We start from the raw sequence: 15224 nt of genomic DNA, 5'->3' as shown, positions 1-15224 counted from the left end.
CCTTGCTTTTGCCTCCTACCTCTACAGCTTGTGATCCCCCATAGGGCCTGACACAGGCCGGATTTCCGACGCGCGTCCCCGGTGGCGCGCGTTTGGCGTTTTGACAAGGGGCAGTATTGCCGGTAGTCAGATGGCATCCGAAGGTCTGTCCGGGGGAACCTATGATCGCCGCATTTTCCGCGCTGGGCCGGGGCCCCGCAACGACCACCGCCAGACTGCGCCATGCCGGCGCGTTTATTTTCCTAGTCATTGCAATGGCTTTGACGGCCTTGCCGGAACGGGCGGAGGCGCAAAGCTATCGCTTCAGCGACGTGAGAATCGAGGGCAGCCAGCGGATCGAACCCGGCACCATCCTGTCCTACGCGGGAATCGCCCGCGGCGAAACGGTGTCGGCGGGGCAGTTGAACGACGCGTATCAGAGCATCCTGGGCTCGGGCCTGTTCGAAACCGTCGAGCTGGAGCCGCGCGGCAACACGCTGGTGATCCGGGTCTCGGAATTCCCGACGATCAACCGCATCTCGTTCGAGGGCAACCGCCGGATCGACGACGAGGTGCTGGAAGCGGTGGTCGAATCCCGTTCGCGCCGGGTGTTCAGCGCCTCGGTCGCCGAACGCGACGCCACCCGCATCGCCGAAGCGTATAACAACGCCGGCCGGCTGGCCGCGCGGGTGACCCCGCGCATTATCCGCCGCAGCGACAACCGCGTCGACCTGGTGTTCGAAATCTTCGAGGGCGACCTGGTCGAGATCGAGCGCCTCGGCTTCGTCGGCAACAAGGTCTATTCCGACCGCCGCCTGCGCCGCGTGCTGGAAACCAAGCAGGCGGGCCTGTTGCGCGCCTTCATCCGCCGCGACACCTTCGTCGCCGACCGGATCGAGTTCGACAAGCAGGTGCTGCGCGATTTCTACAACTCGCGCGGCTATGTCGATTTCCGCACCACCAGCGTCAACGCCGAACTGACGCGCGAGCGCGACGGCTATTTCCTGACCTTCAACATCTACGAGGGGCAGCAATTCCGCTTTGGCGAAATCACCACGACGACCGAGCTGTCCGAGGTCGATCCCGACGAGTTCCAGGAGGCGCTGCGCGTGCGGCCCGGCGTCGTCTATTCGCCGACCGTCGTCGAGAACTCGATCGCCCGGCTGGAGCGTCTGGCGATCCGCAAGGGGCTGGATTTCATCCGGGTCGAGCCGCGCATCACCCGCAACGACCGCGACCTGACGCTGGACGTGGAATTCGCCGTGGTGCGCGGGCCGCGCGTGTTTGTCGAGCGCATCGACATCGAGGGCAACGCCACCACGCTGGACCGCGTGGTGCGGCGCCAGTTCCGCATCGTCGAGGGCGATCCGTTCAACCCGCGCGAAATCCGCGAAAGCGCCGAGCGCATCCGCGCGCTGGGCTATTTCTCGAACGCCGACGTGAACGCGCGCGAAGGCTCCAGCCCCGACCAGGTGGTGATCGACGTGAATGTCGAGGAACAGCCCACCGGTTCGCTGTCCTTCGGCGGCGCGTTCTCGACCAATAACGGCTTTTCGCTGGTGGCGTCCTTTGCCGAGGAAAACTTTCTCGGGCGGGGGCAGAAACTGTCCTTCTCGATCTCTGGCGCGCAGGATAACCGGATTTACCGCCTGCAATTCGCGGAACCGGCCTTCCTGGGCCGCGATCTCGAATTCGCGCTGGACGTCGGGTATATCGAGACAGACAACCAGAACGCCAATTACGACACCCGCCTGGGCCGCATCCGCCCCGGCCTGACCTTCCCGGTCAGCGAACGCGGGCGGCTGAACGTCTATTACCTGGCCGAGACCATGGACATGGAGGCCGATTACGAGGATCTGTCGGCCAGCTTCGACACCTCGGGCACCATCATCTCGCGCGAGGCGGCGCAGGGCGATGTCTGGACCAGCGCGGTCGGCTATAACTATACCTATGACAGCCGGATCAACGGGCTGAACCCGAATACCGGCTTCCGGCTGCAGTTCGGCCAGGAATTCGCCGGGCTTGGCGGCGACAGCAAGTTCATCCGCACCAAGGCCAAGGCCACGTTCGAAACCAAGATCGCCAACGAGGAAGTGACGCTGCGCGCCTCGCTCGAAGGCGGGATGCTGAACTTCCGCGAGGGCAACAGCCGTGTCACCGACCGCTTCCTGATCGGCAACTCGATCATGCGCGGGTTTTCCCCCGACGGTATCGGCCCGCGCGAATTCGACAACAGCGATCCCAACAACGTCATCGACGACGCGCTGGGCGGCAACCTCTATGCCGTGGCCAAGTTCGAGGCCGAGTTCCCGCTGGGCCTGCCCGAGGAATACGGCATTCGCGGCGGCGCGTTCTACGATGTCGGATCGGTCTGGGGGCTGGACGATACCTTCAGCAGTTCGAACATCCTTTACGAGGACCGGTCGTGGCGGCATGTGGTCGGCCTGTCGATCTTCTGGAATACGCCGATCGGCCCGCTGCGGTTCAACTTCTCGAAGGCGCTTGAGAAAGAGGACCGCGACGACGAACAGAAATTCGACGTCACGATCTCGACCCGGTTCTGATGGCGCTGCGGGCGGTCTGTCTGGCTGTCCTGCTGGCGCTGGCGCCGCCCCTTGCGGCGCAACCGCTGTCGCAGGGCGAGCCGGTGATCCGCAGCCCGATCCTGTCGATCAACTACGACCGGTTCTTTTCCGGCTCGCAGCTCGGTCGCGCGCTGGTGGCCGAGCTTGAGGCCGAGCGCATCCTGCTGGAGGCCGAGAACCGCAAGATCGAGGCCGAGCTTGAGGCCGAAGAGGTCGAGCTGACCGGCCTGCGCGACACCATGAACCCCGAGGCGTTCCGCGAGGCGGCCAGCGCCTTCGATCAGAAGGTGGTGCGTATCCGCGCCGAACGGCGGCAGCTCGCGCTGGAACTGACGCAGAAAGGCGATGCCATGCGCGACCGGTTCGACGATGCCGCGCGTCCGGTGCTGGCCGAGATCGTGCGCGAGTCCGGCGCGGTCATGGTGGTCGATACCCGCTCGGTCGTGCTGACGCTCGAGGCGATCGACATCACCGAACTGGCGATCAGCCGGCTGGATGCCGCGCAGGAAGCCACGCCGCAGGACGACACCGGCGCCGCGCCGGACGATGAGCCCGCCCCGGCAGATCCCGCCGACTGAACGCCGCCGCGCTTGCCCCGGGCGGGGGGAGTTGCTAGGGACAGGCGATGCCGGAACCTGACCAAGGATGACCTCATGAGTGACACGCTCAAAAGCGCCGATATCCAGTTGATCCAGCGGATACTGCCGCATCGCTACCCGTTCCTCCTGGTGGACCGGGTGACGGATATCGACGGCACGTCCAGCGCCGTGGGGATCAAGAACGTCACCATGAACGAGCCGCATTTCCAGGGGCATTTCCCCGGCACCCCGATCATGCCCGGCGTCACCATCGTCGAGGCGATGGCCCAGACCGCCGCCGTCATGGTGGGCGTGGCGATGGACCTGGCCGACAAGGATCTGCTGATCTATTTCATGGGCATCGACGGCTGCAAGTTCCGCCGCAAGGTGGTGCCGGGCGACCAGTTGCGGATGGAGCTGACGACGCTGCGCGGCAAGCCGGGCGCAAAGGTGTGGAAGTTCAAGGGCACGGCCACGGTCGACGGGGACATGGCCGCCGAGGCCGAGTTTACCGCGATGATGGACCTGCCGCAGGAGTAACCCCCGATGGCCAGCCTCATTCACCCGTCCGCCATCATCGAGGACGGTGCCGAACTGGGCGCCGATGTGCGCGTGGGCCCGTTCTGCCATGTCGGTCCCGAGGTGCGACTGGGCGACCGGGTCGAGCTGAAATCCCATGTCGTCGTGACCGGGGCCACCACGATCGGGCCGGAAACGGTGGTGTTCCCCTTTGCCGTGATCGGCGAGATCCCGCAAGATCTGAAATTCCGTGGCGAGCGGACGCGCCTTGAGATCGGCGCGCGCAACCGTATCCGCGAACATGCGACGATGAACACCGGCACCGAGGGCGGTGGCGGCGTCACCCGCATCGGCGATGACGGGCTGTTCATGGCCGGTTGCCACATCGCCCATGATGCGCAGGTGGGCGACCGGGTGGTGATCGTCAACCACTCGGCCATCGCGGGCCATTGCGTGATCGGGGACGATGTGATCGTCGGCGGGCTGTCGGGCGTGCACCAATGGGTGCGGATCGGGCAGGGCGCGATCATCGGCGCGCTGTCGATGGTGGCCAATGACGTGATCCCGCACGGGCTTGTGCAGGGGCCGAGGGGCGAGCTGGACGGGCTGAACCTTGTCGGGCTGAAACGCCGCGGCGTGGCGCGGGCGGACATCACCGCCTTGCGCGCCGCGTTCCAGATGCTGGCGCAGGGCGAGGGCACGTTCCAGGACCGCGCCCGCCGCCTGGGCGAGGAAACCGGCAGCGACTACGTGCGCCAGATCGTCGATTTCGTCACCGCCGCGTCGGACCGGCATTTCCTGACGCCACGGTAGCCCGATGCTGGCGCTGATCGCAGGGCGGGGCCGGTTGCCCGCGGCGGTGGCCGCGGCGCAGGAGAGCCCGCCTCTGGTCTGCGCGCTGGACGGGATCGTGCCCGGGGGGCTGGCGCCCGACATCACCTTCCGGCTGGAAACGCTGGGCAGCTTCCTGCTGGAGCTGGGCGAACGCGGCGTGACCGATATCTGCCTGTGCGGGGCCATCGACCGGCCCCGGATCGACCCTGCCAGGCTGGATGCCGAAACCGCCCCGCTGGTGCCGCTGCTGCAACAGGCGCTGGGGCAGGGCGACGATGGCGCGCTGCGCGTGGTGATGGGGTTGCTGGAGAAAACCGGCTTTACCATCCGCGCCGCGCATGAACTGGCACCGGACCTGCTGCTGCCAGCGGGCGTGCCGACGAAGCGGCAGCCGCAGCAGACCCACCGCGACGACGTGGCGGTGGCGCTGCGCGTTCTGCACGAACAGGGCCGCGCCGATCTGGGGCAGGCCTGCGTGATCCGGCGGGGCAGGGTGCTGGCGCGCGAGGAGCAGTCGGGCACCGACGCGATGCTGGCGCGGCTGGCCGGTCCGCGCGGCATCGGGACCAGCGGGTTCGATCCCCTTGCCTGGCGGTTCGACCCCGCCGGCGGCATGACCGGGCAGGCCGCCGCGTGGCTGTCGGACACGCTGGAGGATGCGGCGGACGCGCCGGGCGCCGGGGCGATCCTGTTCAAGGCGCCGAAACCGGGGCAGGACCGCCGCGCCGACCTGCCCGCGATCGGCGCGGATACCGCCTGCCATGCCGCCGAGGTGGGGCTGGACGGGATCGTGATCGAGGCGGGCGGCGTGATCGTGCTGGACCGGCCCGAGGTCGTGGCGATCCTCGATGCGATGGGGATGTTCCTGTGGGTGCGCTGAGGGTGTTCCTGATCGCGGGCGAGGCGTCGGGCGACCGGCTGGGCGCGGCGCTGATGGCGGGGCTGAAATCCCTGCGCGAGGTCGAGTTTCATGGCGTTGCCGGGCCGCTGATGCAGGCCGAGGGGATGCAAAGCCTGTTCCCGATGGAGGAGCTTTCGGTCATGGGGCTGGCCGAGATCCTGCCGAAATACCGCCACCTGAAACGCCGGATCGAACAGACCGCACAGGCGGTGCTTGCGGCGCGGCCCGATGTGCTGATCACCATCGACAGCCCCGATTTCTGCCTGCGCGTGGCCCGCCGGGTCAGGGCGGCAAGCACCATCCGCACCGTGCACTACGTGGCGCCGACCGTCTGGGCGTGGCGGCCGGGACGGGCCGGGAAGATGGCGCAGGTGGTCGACCAGGTGCTGGCGCTGTTCCCGTTCGAGCCGCCCTATATGGAGGCCGCCGGGATGCGCTGCGATTTCGTGGGCCACCCGGTCGTGTCGGAACCGGTCGCCAGCGAGGCCGAGGCCGAGGGATTCCGCGCCGCGCACGGGCTTGGGGACGCGCCGCTGCTGCTGCTGCTGCCCGGATCGCGCCGGGGCGAGGTGGGGCGGCTGATGCCGGTATTCACGGATGTCTGCGCCCGGCTGCATGGCGATCTGCCCGGCCTGCGCGTCGTTATCCCGGCGGTGGCGCATGTGGCCGACATGATCGGCGAGGCGACGGGGGGGTGGCCGGTCGCGCCGCTGATCCTCGACCCCCGGCAGGCGGACCCCGCCGAATTCGCCGCCGACAAGCGCGCCGCCTTCCGCGCCGCGGATGTGGCGCTGGCGGCGTCGGGCACCGTGTCGCTGGAACTGGCGGCCAGCGCCACGCCCATGGTCATCGCCTATGACATGAGCTGGCTCAGCCGGCAGATCATCGCCCGGATGCTGCAAGTCGATACCGTGACGCTGGTGAATCTGGTGTCCGACACCCGCGCGGTGCCGGAATTCATCGGGGCGCGTTGCCGCCCCGACCTGATCGCCCCCGCCGTGCGGCAGGTCATGGCCGACCCGCAGGCGCAGCGCGCGGCGATGGACCTGACGATGGACAGGCTGGGGCGCGGGCAGGCGGCGCCGGGGCTGCGCGCGGCGACGGCGGTGCTGTCGGGGCTTGCCGACAGCGCGGGCTGAGCGTGGTCACTCGGGGCGCAGGATATCCCTGACCCGGGGCAGTATCTGCGGCAGCGAATCCTGCACCAGCGCCATGATCTGCGGCTGCTGGCGGGCCAGGATATCGGGCAGCTTGCGCATCACCGACCGGCCCTCGGGCGTGGCGTAGAAATCGCGCAGCGCGGCGATTTCCTCCAGCGACAGGAGGTCGGCCATCAGCTTGTCCTGATCGCGCATCACGTCGCGCATGGGCGCCTCGAACACTTCCATGTAAAGCGCCTGCAGATCGGTCATCTGCTGTTCCGTCAACGGCCCGCCGGCGATCTGCCGGAACTGCGGCAGCGCCCCGCGCCACATCTGTTCGACGATGCGCGCCATCTCGACATCCTGCATCGACATCTCGACATAGGCGCGCGCGGCGGCAAGGCGTTCCTGATAGGCGGCGTCCTCGGCATCCCCGGCGGCCAGCGGCCCGGCAAGGGTCAGCGACGAGGCAAGCAGGAGCGCGCGCAGGGGGGTAAGCATCGGGGATGTCCTTGACCAGTGACTCCGCCGCAGCCTAGGGCGGGTGCGCGCCCTGCGCAATCTCAGGTGCCGCAAAAGGTCTGTTTCACTTCCTCATGCGGTTCGGGCGGGCGGCGCAGGTCGTCGGCGTCCGGCTGATCGTCGAACGGATGCGCCAGCACGTCGAGCAGCCGTTCGAACGGGGCGTAATCGCCGCGCGTGGCGGCCTGGATCATCTGTTCGACCCGGTGATTGCGCGGGATATAGGCCGGGTTGGTGCGGCGCATCAGGCCATACGGGTCCGCCTCGGCCTGAAGCCGGGTTTTCCAGCGCGCCTCCCACGCGTCGAATGCGGCGGGATCGGTGAACTGGCCGCGCGCGGTGCCGTCGGCCAGACCCCGGAAGGTATTGGTGAAATCCGCGCCGTGATCCTGCATCAGCTTGAGCAGGTCGTCGATCAGCGCGGTATCGCCGCCCTGGTGCGTGGCCAGCCCCAGCTTGGCGCGGAACCGCTGCCGCCGCTCGCCCTCGACCCGTGTGGGCATGGCGTGGACCATGCGGGTGAACTGTGCGATCGCGTCGTCCTGGTCGGGCATCAGCGGCACCAGCGCCGAGGCGAGCTGTGCCAGGTTCCAGGCGATGACCTGCGCCTGGTTGTCATAGGCATAGCGCCCGTGCCGGTCGATCGAGGAATAGACCGTGACCGGGTGCCAGGCATCCATATAGGCCGCCGGGCCGTAGTCGATGGTTTCACCCGAAAGCGTGGTGTTGTCGGTGTTCATCACCCCGTGGATGAAACCGATGGCCATCCAGTCGGCCACCAGCGCCGCCTGCCGGTCGATCACCGCTTCGAGCATCTCGCCGGGGTCGCCCGCCCCGGGGTAGTGGCGGTCGCGGGTATGGGCATAAAGCGCCCTGAGCGCGTCGAGATCGCGGCGCGCGGCGAAATATTCGAAGGTGCCCACCCGGATATGGCTGGCCGCCACGCGGGTCAGAACCGCGCCGGGCAGCGCGCCCTGTTCGCGGTGGACCGGATCGCCGGTGGCCACCGCCGCCAGCGCGCGGGTGGTGGGGATGCCGAGGGCGTGCATCGCCTCGCTCAGCACGTATTCGCGCAGCACCGGGCCCAGCCAGGCCCGCCCGTCGCCCATCCGCGAATAGGGCGTGCGCCCCGCGCCCTTGAGCTGGATGTCGCGCCTGCGGCCGTCGCGGTCCACGACCTCGCCCAGCAGGATCGCGCGGCCGTCGCCCAGCTGCGGGGAAAACCCGCCGAACTGGTGCCCGGCATAGGCCTGCGCCAGCGGGGTGGCGCCTTGCGGTATCTCGTTGCCGGAAAAGACGCGCGCCATCTCGTCCGGGGTGCCGGGGGCGATTCCCAGTTCCTCGGCCAGCGCCGTGTTGAACCGGATCAGCCGGGGCGTGCCCACGGGTTCGGGGCGCTGCCGGGTGAAAAACCGGTCGGGCAGGGTGGCGTAGGAATTGTCGAAGGGCACATGCAGGGTCATGACGCAAAGATAATCCCGCTGCGCATCTTTACCAGAGCGGTTTTTCCATCGTGATCGAGGTCGGGCGGTCAAATCCGGGATGCGCCTTTTCTGCGACCCGGGAAAATCCCAGCCGGGCAAAGGCGGCGTGGTTTTCCGTCAGTTCGATCCGGGTTTCCAGCCGCAGCCGGGGCAGGTTGCGGCTGCGGGCCAGTGTCCCGGCCGCGGCGATCAGCCCGGCCCCCAGCCCCCGGCGCTGCGCGGTGGGCGCGACGGCCAGCTTGCCGATGTAAAGCGCGCCGGGCTGTTCGGCGAAAAAGGCGCAGGCCAGCATCGTGTCGTTCCGGGTCGCAAGGTAAAGATGCTCGTCCCGCGCCCGCTCGGCCAGCGCCACAGGCGTCAGCCGCAGCGCCGACGAGGACGGGGCGATGCGCCCCTCCATATAGGCAAAGCTGTTCAGGATCAGCGACAGCAACCCGGTCCAGTCGTCGAACCCGGGGGCGGCGGGGCCGATCCTCATCGCAGGACGCGCGTCATCAGGCTGTACTTGTCGCGCAACCGGAACCCGGCGCGGTTATAGAGCCTTTGCGCGCGGGTGTTGTCGCGGTCCACCTCGAGCGACAGGCCGCAAAGCCCGTGCCCGGCCAGCGCCGGGACAAGCCCCAGCAGCACGTCCATGCCCATGCCGCGCCCGCGCACCGGGGGGCGTATCCAGAATTCGTCGATCATCCCGTCGATGCCGCCCAGTTCGACCGAGTAGCCGAAGGAAATCACGATATAGCCCACCGGGCTGCGCCGTGGCCCGATCAGGTAGGCCACGCCCAGCGGCGTGCCCTCCAGCAGCGGGGTGAGGGCGGCGGTCAGGTGCGCCTCGTCGCTGGGGATGCCTTCCTCGGCGTGGTAGGCGGCGACCATCGGCAGCAGGCGGGTCAGGTCGTCGGTGGTGGCGATATGGAGCGAGGTCACAGCCGGGCCAGCCTTTCCGTCAGCAGGGTGAAGAATCCGTCGGCGTCGATATCGCCCATGAACATGGCGTTGGGCGCGCGCCCCGACACGCGCCACCAGTCGGCCACGGTCATGCCCATCGTGAGTTCGGATTGGGTTTCGATCTCGACATTGATGTGCCGCCCCGTGAACAGCTCGGGCCGGATCAGGTAGGCGGTCACGCACGGGTCGTGCAGGGGGGCGCCTGCGCTGCCGTATTTTTCCTTGTCGAAGCGTTCGAAGAAATCGGTCATCTGCGCCACCGCCACGCCCACCGGCGTGCCGAGCGCGCGGAACGCGTCGTTGCGGGGCTTCGTCACCAGCGCCTTGTGGGTCACGTCCAGCGGCATCACCGTCAGTTTCGCGCCCGACTTGAACACGATGCGCGCGGCCTGCGGGTCGACATAGATGTTGAACTCGGCCGCGGGGGTGATGTTGCCCACCTCGAAATAGGCGCCGCCCATCAGCACGATTTCGGCCACGCGGTTCACGATATCGGGGGCTTTTTCAAAGGCCATGGCGATATTGGTCAGCGGCCCCAGCGGGCAGAGCGTGACGGTGCCGGGCGGCTCGGCGCGCAGGGTGTCGACGATGAAATCGACGGCATGGGCATCCTGCAGCGGCATCGCCGGGTCCGGCAGGTCGGGGCCGTCCAGCCCGGTCTTGCCATGCACATGTTCCGCCGTGACCAGATCGCGCCCCAGCGGGCGGTCGCAGCCTGCAAATACGGGGATATCGGGGCGTCCGGCCAGTTCGCAGACCATGCGTGCGTTGCGCGCGGTCAGGTGCAGCGGCACGTTGCCCGCCACGGCGGTCAGGCCCAGCACCTCGATCTCGTCGGCGCTGGCCAGCGCCAGCAGGATCGCCACGGCGTCGTCCTGTCCGGGGTCGGTGTCGATGATGATCTTTCTGGGAGGCATGGGGTGGTCCGTATGTCGTTTGCGGGACAGTGGCAACAGGTGCGCGCGTTGTCCATAACCGCGAAGGATGCCCCGGCCCGTTTCCGCGCATGCCGGGGATCGTTCGCACCGGAAGGGCAGCGCATGGCCGCATCGCCCCCGGCCGGGCGATTGGTTGCCGCAGGTGCCACGATCAGAGGTAGGAGGTGGATGCAGCATAAACGGCCAGTCACAGCCGTCGGATCGCCCGACCGCGGCCGTGCGCTGCCCTCTGCTGCGTTCATTGGGAAGGGTCGGCCCAGGGGCCCGCACCTCTTGCGCCGGTCGATTCGCGTGACGGCCAATCGGCGGCCCCGTCCGGCACCGGCGGGGTTTCGCGTGTGGGGGCATGGTTTCGGCAAAGGGTCGCGCGGCGCCGTGGTGGCCGGTTTTCCCCCGATTGACAGCCGCGCGACCGTCGCGCGGGGGCACGCAACCCCTGATGGCGCCTCTGAAATTTTCCGGTCCGGGGCGGCGCGGGGCGGTGGTTGCGGGCCGGAATCGTCCTGAAAGCCGGGTGCTCTGTGCAAGAAATCGCCAAGTCGTCGGTTGAATAATGCCGGTTAAGTCTATGCCCTGATTTGAAAAATCTCATGCCATGGCGAATATCCATCGTATCGGCGGCGCTCGCTGTCGTTCAAACCACTCATGGAGGACCATGACATGAAAAAGATCGCACTCATCATCCTGCCCGCCTTTCTGGCCACGCCGCTGCTGGCACAGGCATCGCTGGAGGATACCGATGGCAACGGCACCTATTCCTTCGAGGAAATCTCGGCGGCGCATCCCGATGTGACCGAGGAGGCCTTTGCCCAGATGGATGCAAACGCGGATGGCGAGATCGACCAGGAAGAACTGGCGATGGCCCAGGATGCGGGGCTGCTCAGCGCCGGCTAAGCCCTTCGGGCCCCATCACGGGCGGCACGGCCGCCATCCACTGCAATCAAGGAGAAACCTGACATGAAAAAGATCGCACTCATCATCCTGCCCGCCTTTCTGGCCACGCCGCTTCTGGCGCAGGCATCGCTGGTGGATGCCGACGGGAACGGCACCTATTCCTTTACCGAGATCACCGCGGCCTATCCCGAGGTGAGCGAGGACGCCTTCCTGGAGATGGATACGAACGGCGACGGCGAACTGGATGCCGACGAAGTGGCCGCGGCGCAGGATGCCGGGCTGCTCGCCTCTGACGGCTAAGCCTCCCGGCCGTCTTCGGAGCGGGAAGGCCCCCGGTGTGCGCACCGGGGGCCTTTTCCTTTATCTGTTTCAGGCCAGCGTGCCGTCGGCCCCCAGCCGCGTCTTGCCGCGCAGGTAGGGGTGCAGCGCCTCGGGCAGGTCGACCGACCCGTCCTCCTGCTGGCCGTTTTCCAGCACCGCGATCAGCGCGCGGCCCACGGCAAGACCGGACCCGTTCAGCGTATGCAGGAAGTGCGGCTTGCCGCCATCGGCGGGCCTGAAGCGCGCATTCATGCGCCGGGCCTGGAAATCGCCGCAGGTCGAGACCGAACTGATCTCGCGATAGGTGTTCTGCCCGGGCAGCCAGACCTCGATATCGTGGGTCTTCTGCGCGCCGAATCCCATGTCGCCGGTGCACAGCACCACGGTGCGATAGGGCAGGCCCAGCGCCTCGAGCACGCCCTCGGCGCATCTGGTCATGCGGTCATGTTCGTTCAGGCTTTCCTCCGGGCGGGTGATGCTGACCATCTCGACCTTTTCGAACTGGTGCTGGCGCAGCATGCCCGCGGTGTCCTTGCCGGCGCTGCCCGCCTCGGAGCGGAAGCACTGGGTATGCGCCACGTAGCGGCGGGGCAGGGTGCCCTCGTCCACGGTCAGGCCGTTGACGATATTGGTCAGCGTCACCTCGGCGGTCGGCACCAGCCACCAGCCGTTCGTGGTCTGATAGCTGTCTTCGCCGAATTTCGGCAACTGCCCGGTGCCCTGCATCATCTCGTCGCGCACCAGAACCGGGGTCCATGTCTCGGACAGGCCGTTGGTTTCGACGTGATGGTCCAGCATGAACTGCGCCAGCGCCCGGTGGATGCGCGCGACACCCCCCGACAGCACCACGAAGCGCGAGCCCGACAGTTTCGCCGCGGTTTCGAAATCCATCCCCGGCGTCACGCCCTCAAGCTCGTAATGCTCTTTCGGGGCAAAGGTGAATTCGCGGGGTGTGCCCCAGCGGCGGATTTCGACATTGTCGTTTTCGTCCGCGCCATCCGGCACGTCCGTCAGCGGCGTGTTGGGCAGCGTCATCAGGAACGCGGTCAGATCGGCATCCAGTTCCTTGGCCTCGGTCTGCATCGCGGCGACCTCGGCCTTTTTCTCGGCCACCAGCGCGCGCAGCCGTTCGAATTCGGCCTCGTCACCGCTGGCCCTGGCGGCGCCCACCTCCTTGCTGGCCTTGTTCTGCTCGGCCTGCGCGGTTTCGGCCGCGTGGATCACCGTGCGGCGCTTTTCATCCAGCGCCAGGATGTGCGACGAGGCCGGTTCCGCCCCGCGACGGGCAAGCGCCGCATCGAGAGCGGCCGGATTTTCGCGGATGGCACGGATGTCATGCATCGGTCTGGTTCCCCTGGCTTGGATCGGATCGCGCCCCTATTGCCCGATTTCGGAGGGCGGGGAAAGGGGGATGCGCGGGCCGTGCGGCCGCCGGGGGCGGGGGCGGTGTCGCGGCTTGCGTCGCGGCACGCGGGCGCCCCGGCCACTTCGCCTTGCAAATGCCCCTGCACGCACATAGGTTCCCGCCAATTCTCGCGCCGCCCGCGTGCGGCGCGATCCCATTTGCAGACAAGGACGCACCAGATGGAAGCCTTCGGCCAGTTCATCCCCCTCATCCTGATCTTCGTGATCATGTATTTCCTGCTGATCCGGCCCCAGCAGAAGAAGATGAAGGACCATCAGCAGATGGTCGCGGCGCTGCGCCGGGGCGACCAGGTGGTCACGCAGGGCGGGCTGATCGGCAAGGTCTCCAAGGTCAAGGACGACAACGAGATCGAGGTGGAACTGGCCGAGGGCGTGCGCGTGCGCGTCGTCAAGTCGACCGTCGCGCAGGTTCTGACCAGGACCGAACCGACCGAGGCCAAGTAATCCGCCCCCGCGCCGCGAACCGGCGCCAAGACAGCAGGCAGGGCCATGTTGCAGATTGAACTATGGAAACGGGTGGTGATCTGGGGGCTCGTGGCGCTCGGGCTGCTTCTGGCGCTGCCCAACGCGTTCTATACGCGGGTCGAAACCTCGAACGACGCGCGCACGGCGCTTGAAACCGGGGCCAGCGCCGGGGGGCTGGAGGAACAGGCCGGCCTGTGGCCGTCCTTCCTGCCCTCGGGGCTGGTCAACCTGGGGCTCGACCTGCGCGGCGGCGCGCATCTGCTGGCCGAGGTGCAGGTCTCGGACGTGTACGAGACCCGGATCAAGGCGATGTGGCCCGAGGTTCTGACCCTTCTGCGCGAGGAGCGCGGCCGCATCGGCACCTTCCGCCTGCAGGAAAGCGATGCCGCCGACGAGCTGCGCATCCGCCTGAACGAAAAGCCCGACATGGCCGCCGAGGCCGCCGCGCTGGTGCGCGGGCTGTCGCGCCCGGTGGTCAGCCTGACCGGCGCCGGTGCCAGCGATATCGAGGTGACCGTCGAGGGCGCGGACGTGGTGATCCGCCTGTCCGAGGCCGAGCGGCTGGCGATGGACCAGCGCACCGTGGCGCAGGCGCTGGAGATCATCCGCCGCCGCATCGACGAGGTCGGCACCCGCGAACCCACGATCCAGCGCCAGGGCGCCGACCGCATCCTGATCCAGGTGCCCGGCATCGGCAGCGCGGCGGAACTGAAGGAAATCATCGGCACCACCGCGCAGCTGACATTCCAGCCGGTGGTCACGCGCACCACCAATGGCGACATGCCCCCCGGCCCGGGCAACGAATTGCTGCCCTCGATGGACGAGGAGGGGGTGTTCTACATCCTGGAACAGGCCGCCGTCGTCACCGGCGAGGAACTGGTCGACGCCCAGCCCGCCTTCGACCAGAACGGGCGGCCGGCGGTGAATTTCCGCTTCGATCCCACTGGCGCGCGGCGGTTCGGCAACTATACCGCCGAGAATATCGGCAGCCCCTTCGCCATCGTGCTGGATAACGAGGTGATCAGTGCCCCGGTGATCCAGAGCCACATCCCCGGCGGTTCGGGTATCATCACCGGCAATTTCACCGTCGAGGAATCGACCAACCTTGCGGTGCTGCTGCGCGCGGGCGCGCTGCCGGCGGGGCTGGAATTCCTCGAGGAACGCACCATCGGCCCGGAACTGGGTGCCGACAGCATCGAGGCGGGCAAGATCGCCTGTATCGTCGCCGGTGTCGCGGTGCTGGTGTTCATGTTCCTCAGTTACGGCACCTTCGGTGTTTTCGCCAATATCGCGCTGCTGGTGAATGTCGGGCTGATCTTCGGCCTGCTCAGCCTGATCGGGGCCACGCTGACCCTGCCGGGCATCGCCGGGATCGTGCTGACCATCGGCATGGCGGTGGACGCCAACGTGCTGGTGTTCGAACGCATCCGCGAAGAGACCAAGACCGCGCGCGGCCCGGCCCGCGCGATCGAACTGGGCTATGAAAAGGCGATGAGCGCCATCATCGACGCCAACATCACGACCTTCATCACGGCGGTGATCCTGTATGTCATGGGCTCGGGCCCGGTGCGCGGCTTTGCCATCACGCTGGGGCTGGGTATCCTGACCTCGGTCTTCACCGCCTTCTTCGTCACCCGGTTGCTTGTCGCCATGTGGTTCGAGCGCCGCCGCCCCAAAACGCTGGAGGTGTGA

At 67.6% G+C, this 15224-nt stretch carries 16 protein-coding genes; 10 read left to right on the top strand and 6 right to left on the bottom strand.

Annotated features, from left to right (window positions below; translation table 11 throughout):
* The first annotated feature begins 254 nt into the window (after positions 1-254).
* The 6 genes from bamA to lpxB all read left to right on the top strand — a co-directional run bounded on the left by bamA (position 255) and on the right by lpxB (position 6535).
* Positions 255-2543, top strand: coding sequence for an outer membrane protein assembly factor BamA (bamA, locus tag F3H87_RS09105; protein ID WP_223228018.1), 2289 nt, complete (start codon positions 255-257; stop codon positions 2541-2543).
* Entirely contained in the window at positions 2543-3142 is a 600-nt protein-coding gene (locus F3H87_RS09100; RefSeq protein ID WP_149789247.1) for an OmpH family outer membrane protein, read from the top strand. Before bamA ends, F3H87_RS09100 begins: the two co-directional genes overlap by 1 nt.
* A gap of 75 nt (positions 3143-3217) precedes the next feature.
* Positions 3218-3682: a 3-hydroxyacyl-ACP dehydratase FabZ gene (gene fabZ, locus F3H87_RS09095; RefSeq protein ID WP_149789248.1), complete on the top strand. Its 465-nt coding sequence runs from the start codon at positions 3218-3220 to the stop codon at positions 3680-3682.
* A 6-nt stretch (positions 3683-3688) separates the two neighbouring features.
* Positions 3689-4474 carry an acyl-ACP--UDP-N-acetylglucosamine O-acyltransferase gene (gene lpxA / locus F3H87_RS09090; protein ID WP_149789249.1) on the top strand — a complete coding sequence of 262 codons (786 nt, stop codon included), beginning with the start codon at positions 3689-3691 and terminating at the stop codon, positions 4472-4474.
* Positions 4475-4478: 4 nt separating this feature from the next.
* Entirely contained in the window at positions 4479-5375 is an 897-nt protein-coding gene (locus tag F3H87_RS09085) for an LpxI family protein (protein WP_149789250.1), read from the top strand.
* Positions 5372-6535 carry a lipid-A-disaccharide synthase gene (gene lpxB / locus F3H87_RS09080; RefSeq protein ID WP_149789312.1) on the top strand — a complete coding sequence of 388 codons (1164 nt, stop codon included), beginning with the start codon at positions 5372-5374 and terminating at the stop codon, positions 6533-6535. Before F3H87_RS09085 ends, lpxB begins: the two co-directional genes overlap by 4 nt.
* Before the next feature lie 6 nt (positions 6536-6541).
* Here lpxB and F3H87_RS09075 read toward each other — a convergent pair whose 3' ends face one another.
* From F3H87_RS09075 to F3H87_RS09055, 5 genes are all read right to left on the bottom strand, one after another.
* Positions 6542-7039: a DUF2059 domain-containing protein gene (locus F3H87_RS09075; protein ID WP_149789251.1), complete on the bottom strand. Its 498-nt coding sequence runs from the start codon at positions 7037-7039 to the stop codon at positions 6542-6544.
* 62 nt (positions 7040-7101) lie between these two features.
* Positions 7102-8523: a protein adenylyltransferase SelO gene (locus F3H87_RS09070; protein WP_149789252.1), complete on the bottom strand. Its 1422-nt coding sequence runs from the start codon at positions 8521-8523 to the stop codon at positions 7102-7104.
* Between the two features lie 28 nt (positions 8524-8551).
* Positions 8552-9022 (bottom strand): GNAT family N-acetyltransferase, encoded by a 471-nt coding sequence (locus F3H87_RS09065; RefSeq protein WP_149789253.1) that lies wholly within the window; start codon positions 9020-9022, stop codon positions 8552-8554.
* A complete protein-coding gene (locus F3H87_RS09060; protein ID WP_149789254.1) occupies positions 9019-9468 on the bottom strand; it encodes a GNAT family N-acetyltransferase in 450 nt (149 codons plus the stop codon). Before F3H87_RS09060 ends, F3H87_RS09065 begins: the two co-directional genes overlap by 4 nt.
* On the bottom strand, positions 9465-10406 hold the full coding sequence (locus F3H87_RS09055; RefSeq protein ID WP_149789255.1) for a nucleoside hydrolase: 942 nt from the start codon (positions 10404-10406) through the stop codon (positions 9465-9467). The genes F3H87_RS09060 and F3H87_RS09055 overlap by 4 nt, the downstream gene beginning before the upstream one ends.
* Positions 10407-11087: 681 nt before the next feature.
* Here F3H87_RS09055 and F3H87_RS09050 point away from each other — a divergent pair.
* Positions 11088-11321 carry an EF-hand domain-containing protein gene (locus tag F3H87_RS09050; protein ID WP_149789256.1) on the top strand — a complete coding sequence of 78 codons (234 nt, stop codon included), beginning with the start codon at positions 11088-11090 and terminating at the stop codon, positions 11319-11321.
* Between the two features lie 63 nt (positions 11322-11384).
* Positions 11385-11621, top strand: coding sequence for an EF-hand domain-containing protein (locus F3H87_RS09045; protein ID WP_149789257.1), 237 nt, complete (start codon positions 11385-11387; stop codon positions 11619-11621).
* A 69-nt stretch (positions 11622-11690) separates the two neighbouring features.
* Here F3H87_RS09045 and serS read toward each other — a convergent pair whose 3' ends face one another.
* Positions 11691-12983, bottom strand: a complete 1293-nt coding sequence (gene serS, locus F3H87_RS09040; protein ID WP_149789258.1) for a serine--tRNA ligase — start codon at positions 12981-12983, stop codon at positions 11691-11693.
* A 243-nt stretch (positions 12984-13226) separates the two neighbouring features.
* Between serS and yajC the strand changes: the two genes are divergently transcribed.
* Together yajC and secD are read left to right on the top strand one after the other, a co-directional pair.
* Positions 13227-13511 carry a preprotein translocase subunit YajC gene (gene yajC, locus F3H87_RS09035; RefSeq protein WP_149789259.1) on the top strand — a complete coding sequence of 95 codons (285 nt, stop codon included), beginning with the start codon at positions 13227-13229 and terminating at the stop codon, positions 13509-13511.
* A gap of 45 nt (positions 13512-13556) precedes the next feature.
* Positions 13557-15224 carry a protein translocase subunit SecD gene (gene secD, locus F3H87_RS09030; protein WP_149789260.1) on the top strand — a complete coding sequence of 556 codons (1668 nt, stop codon included), beginning with the start codon at positions 13557-13559 and terminating at the stop codon, positions 15222-15224.

This window comes from Lutimaribacter pacificus, assembly GCF_900142185.1.
Classification (GTDB): domain Bacteria; phylum Pseudomonadota; class Alphaproteobacteria; order Rhodobacterales; family Rhodobacteraceae; genus Lutimaribacter; species Lutimaribacter pacificus.
The sequence above is the reverse complement of the archived record's forward strand: the minus strand, read 5'-3'. Positions and strand labels throughout refer to the sequence as shown.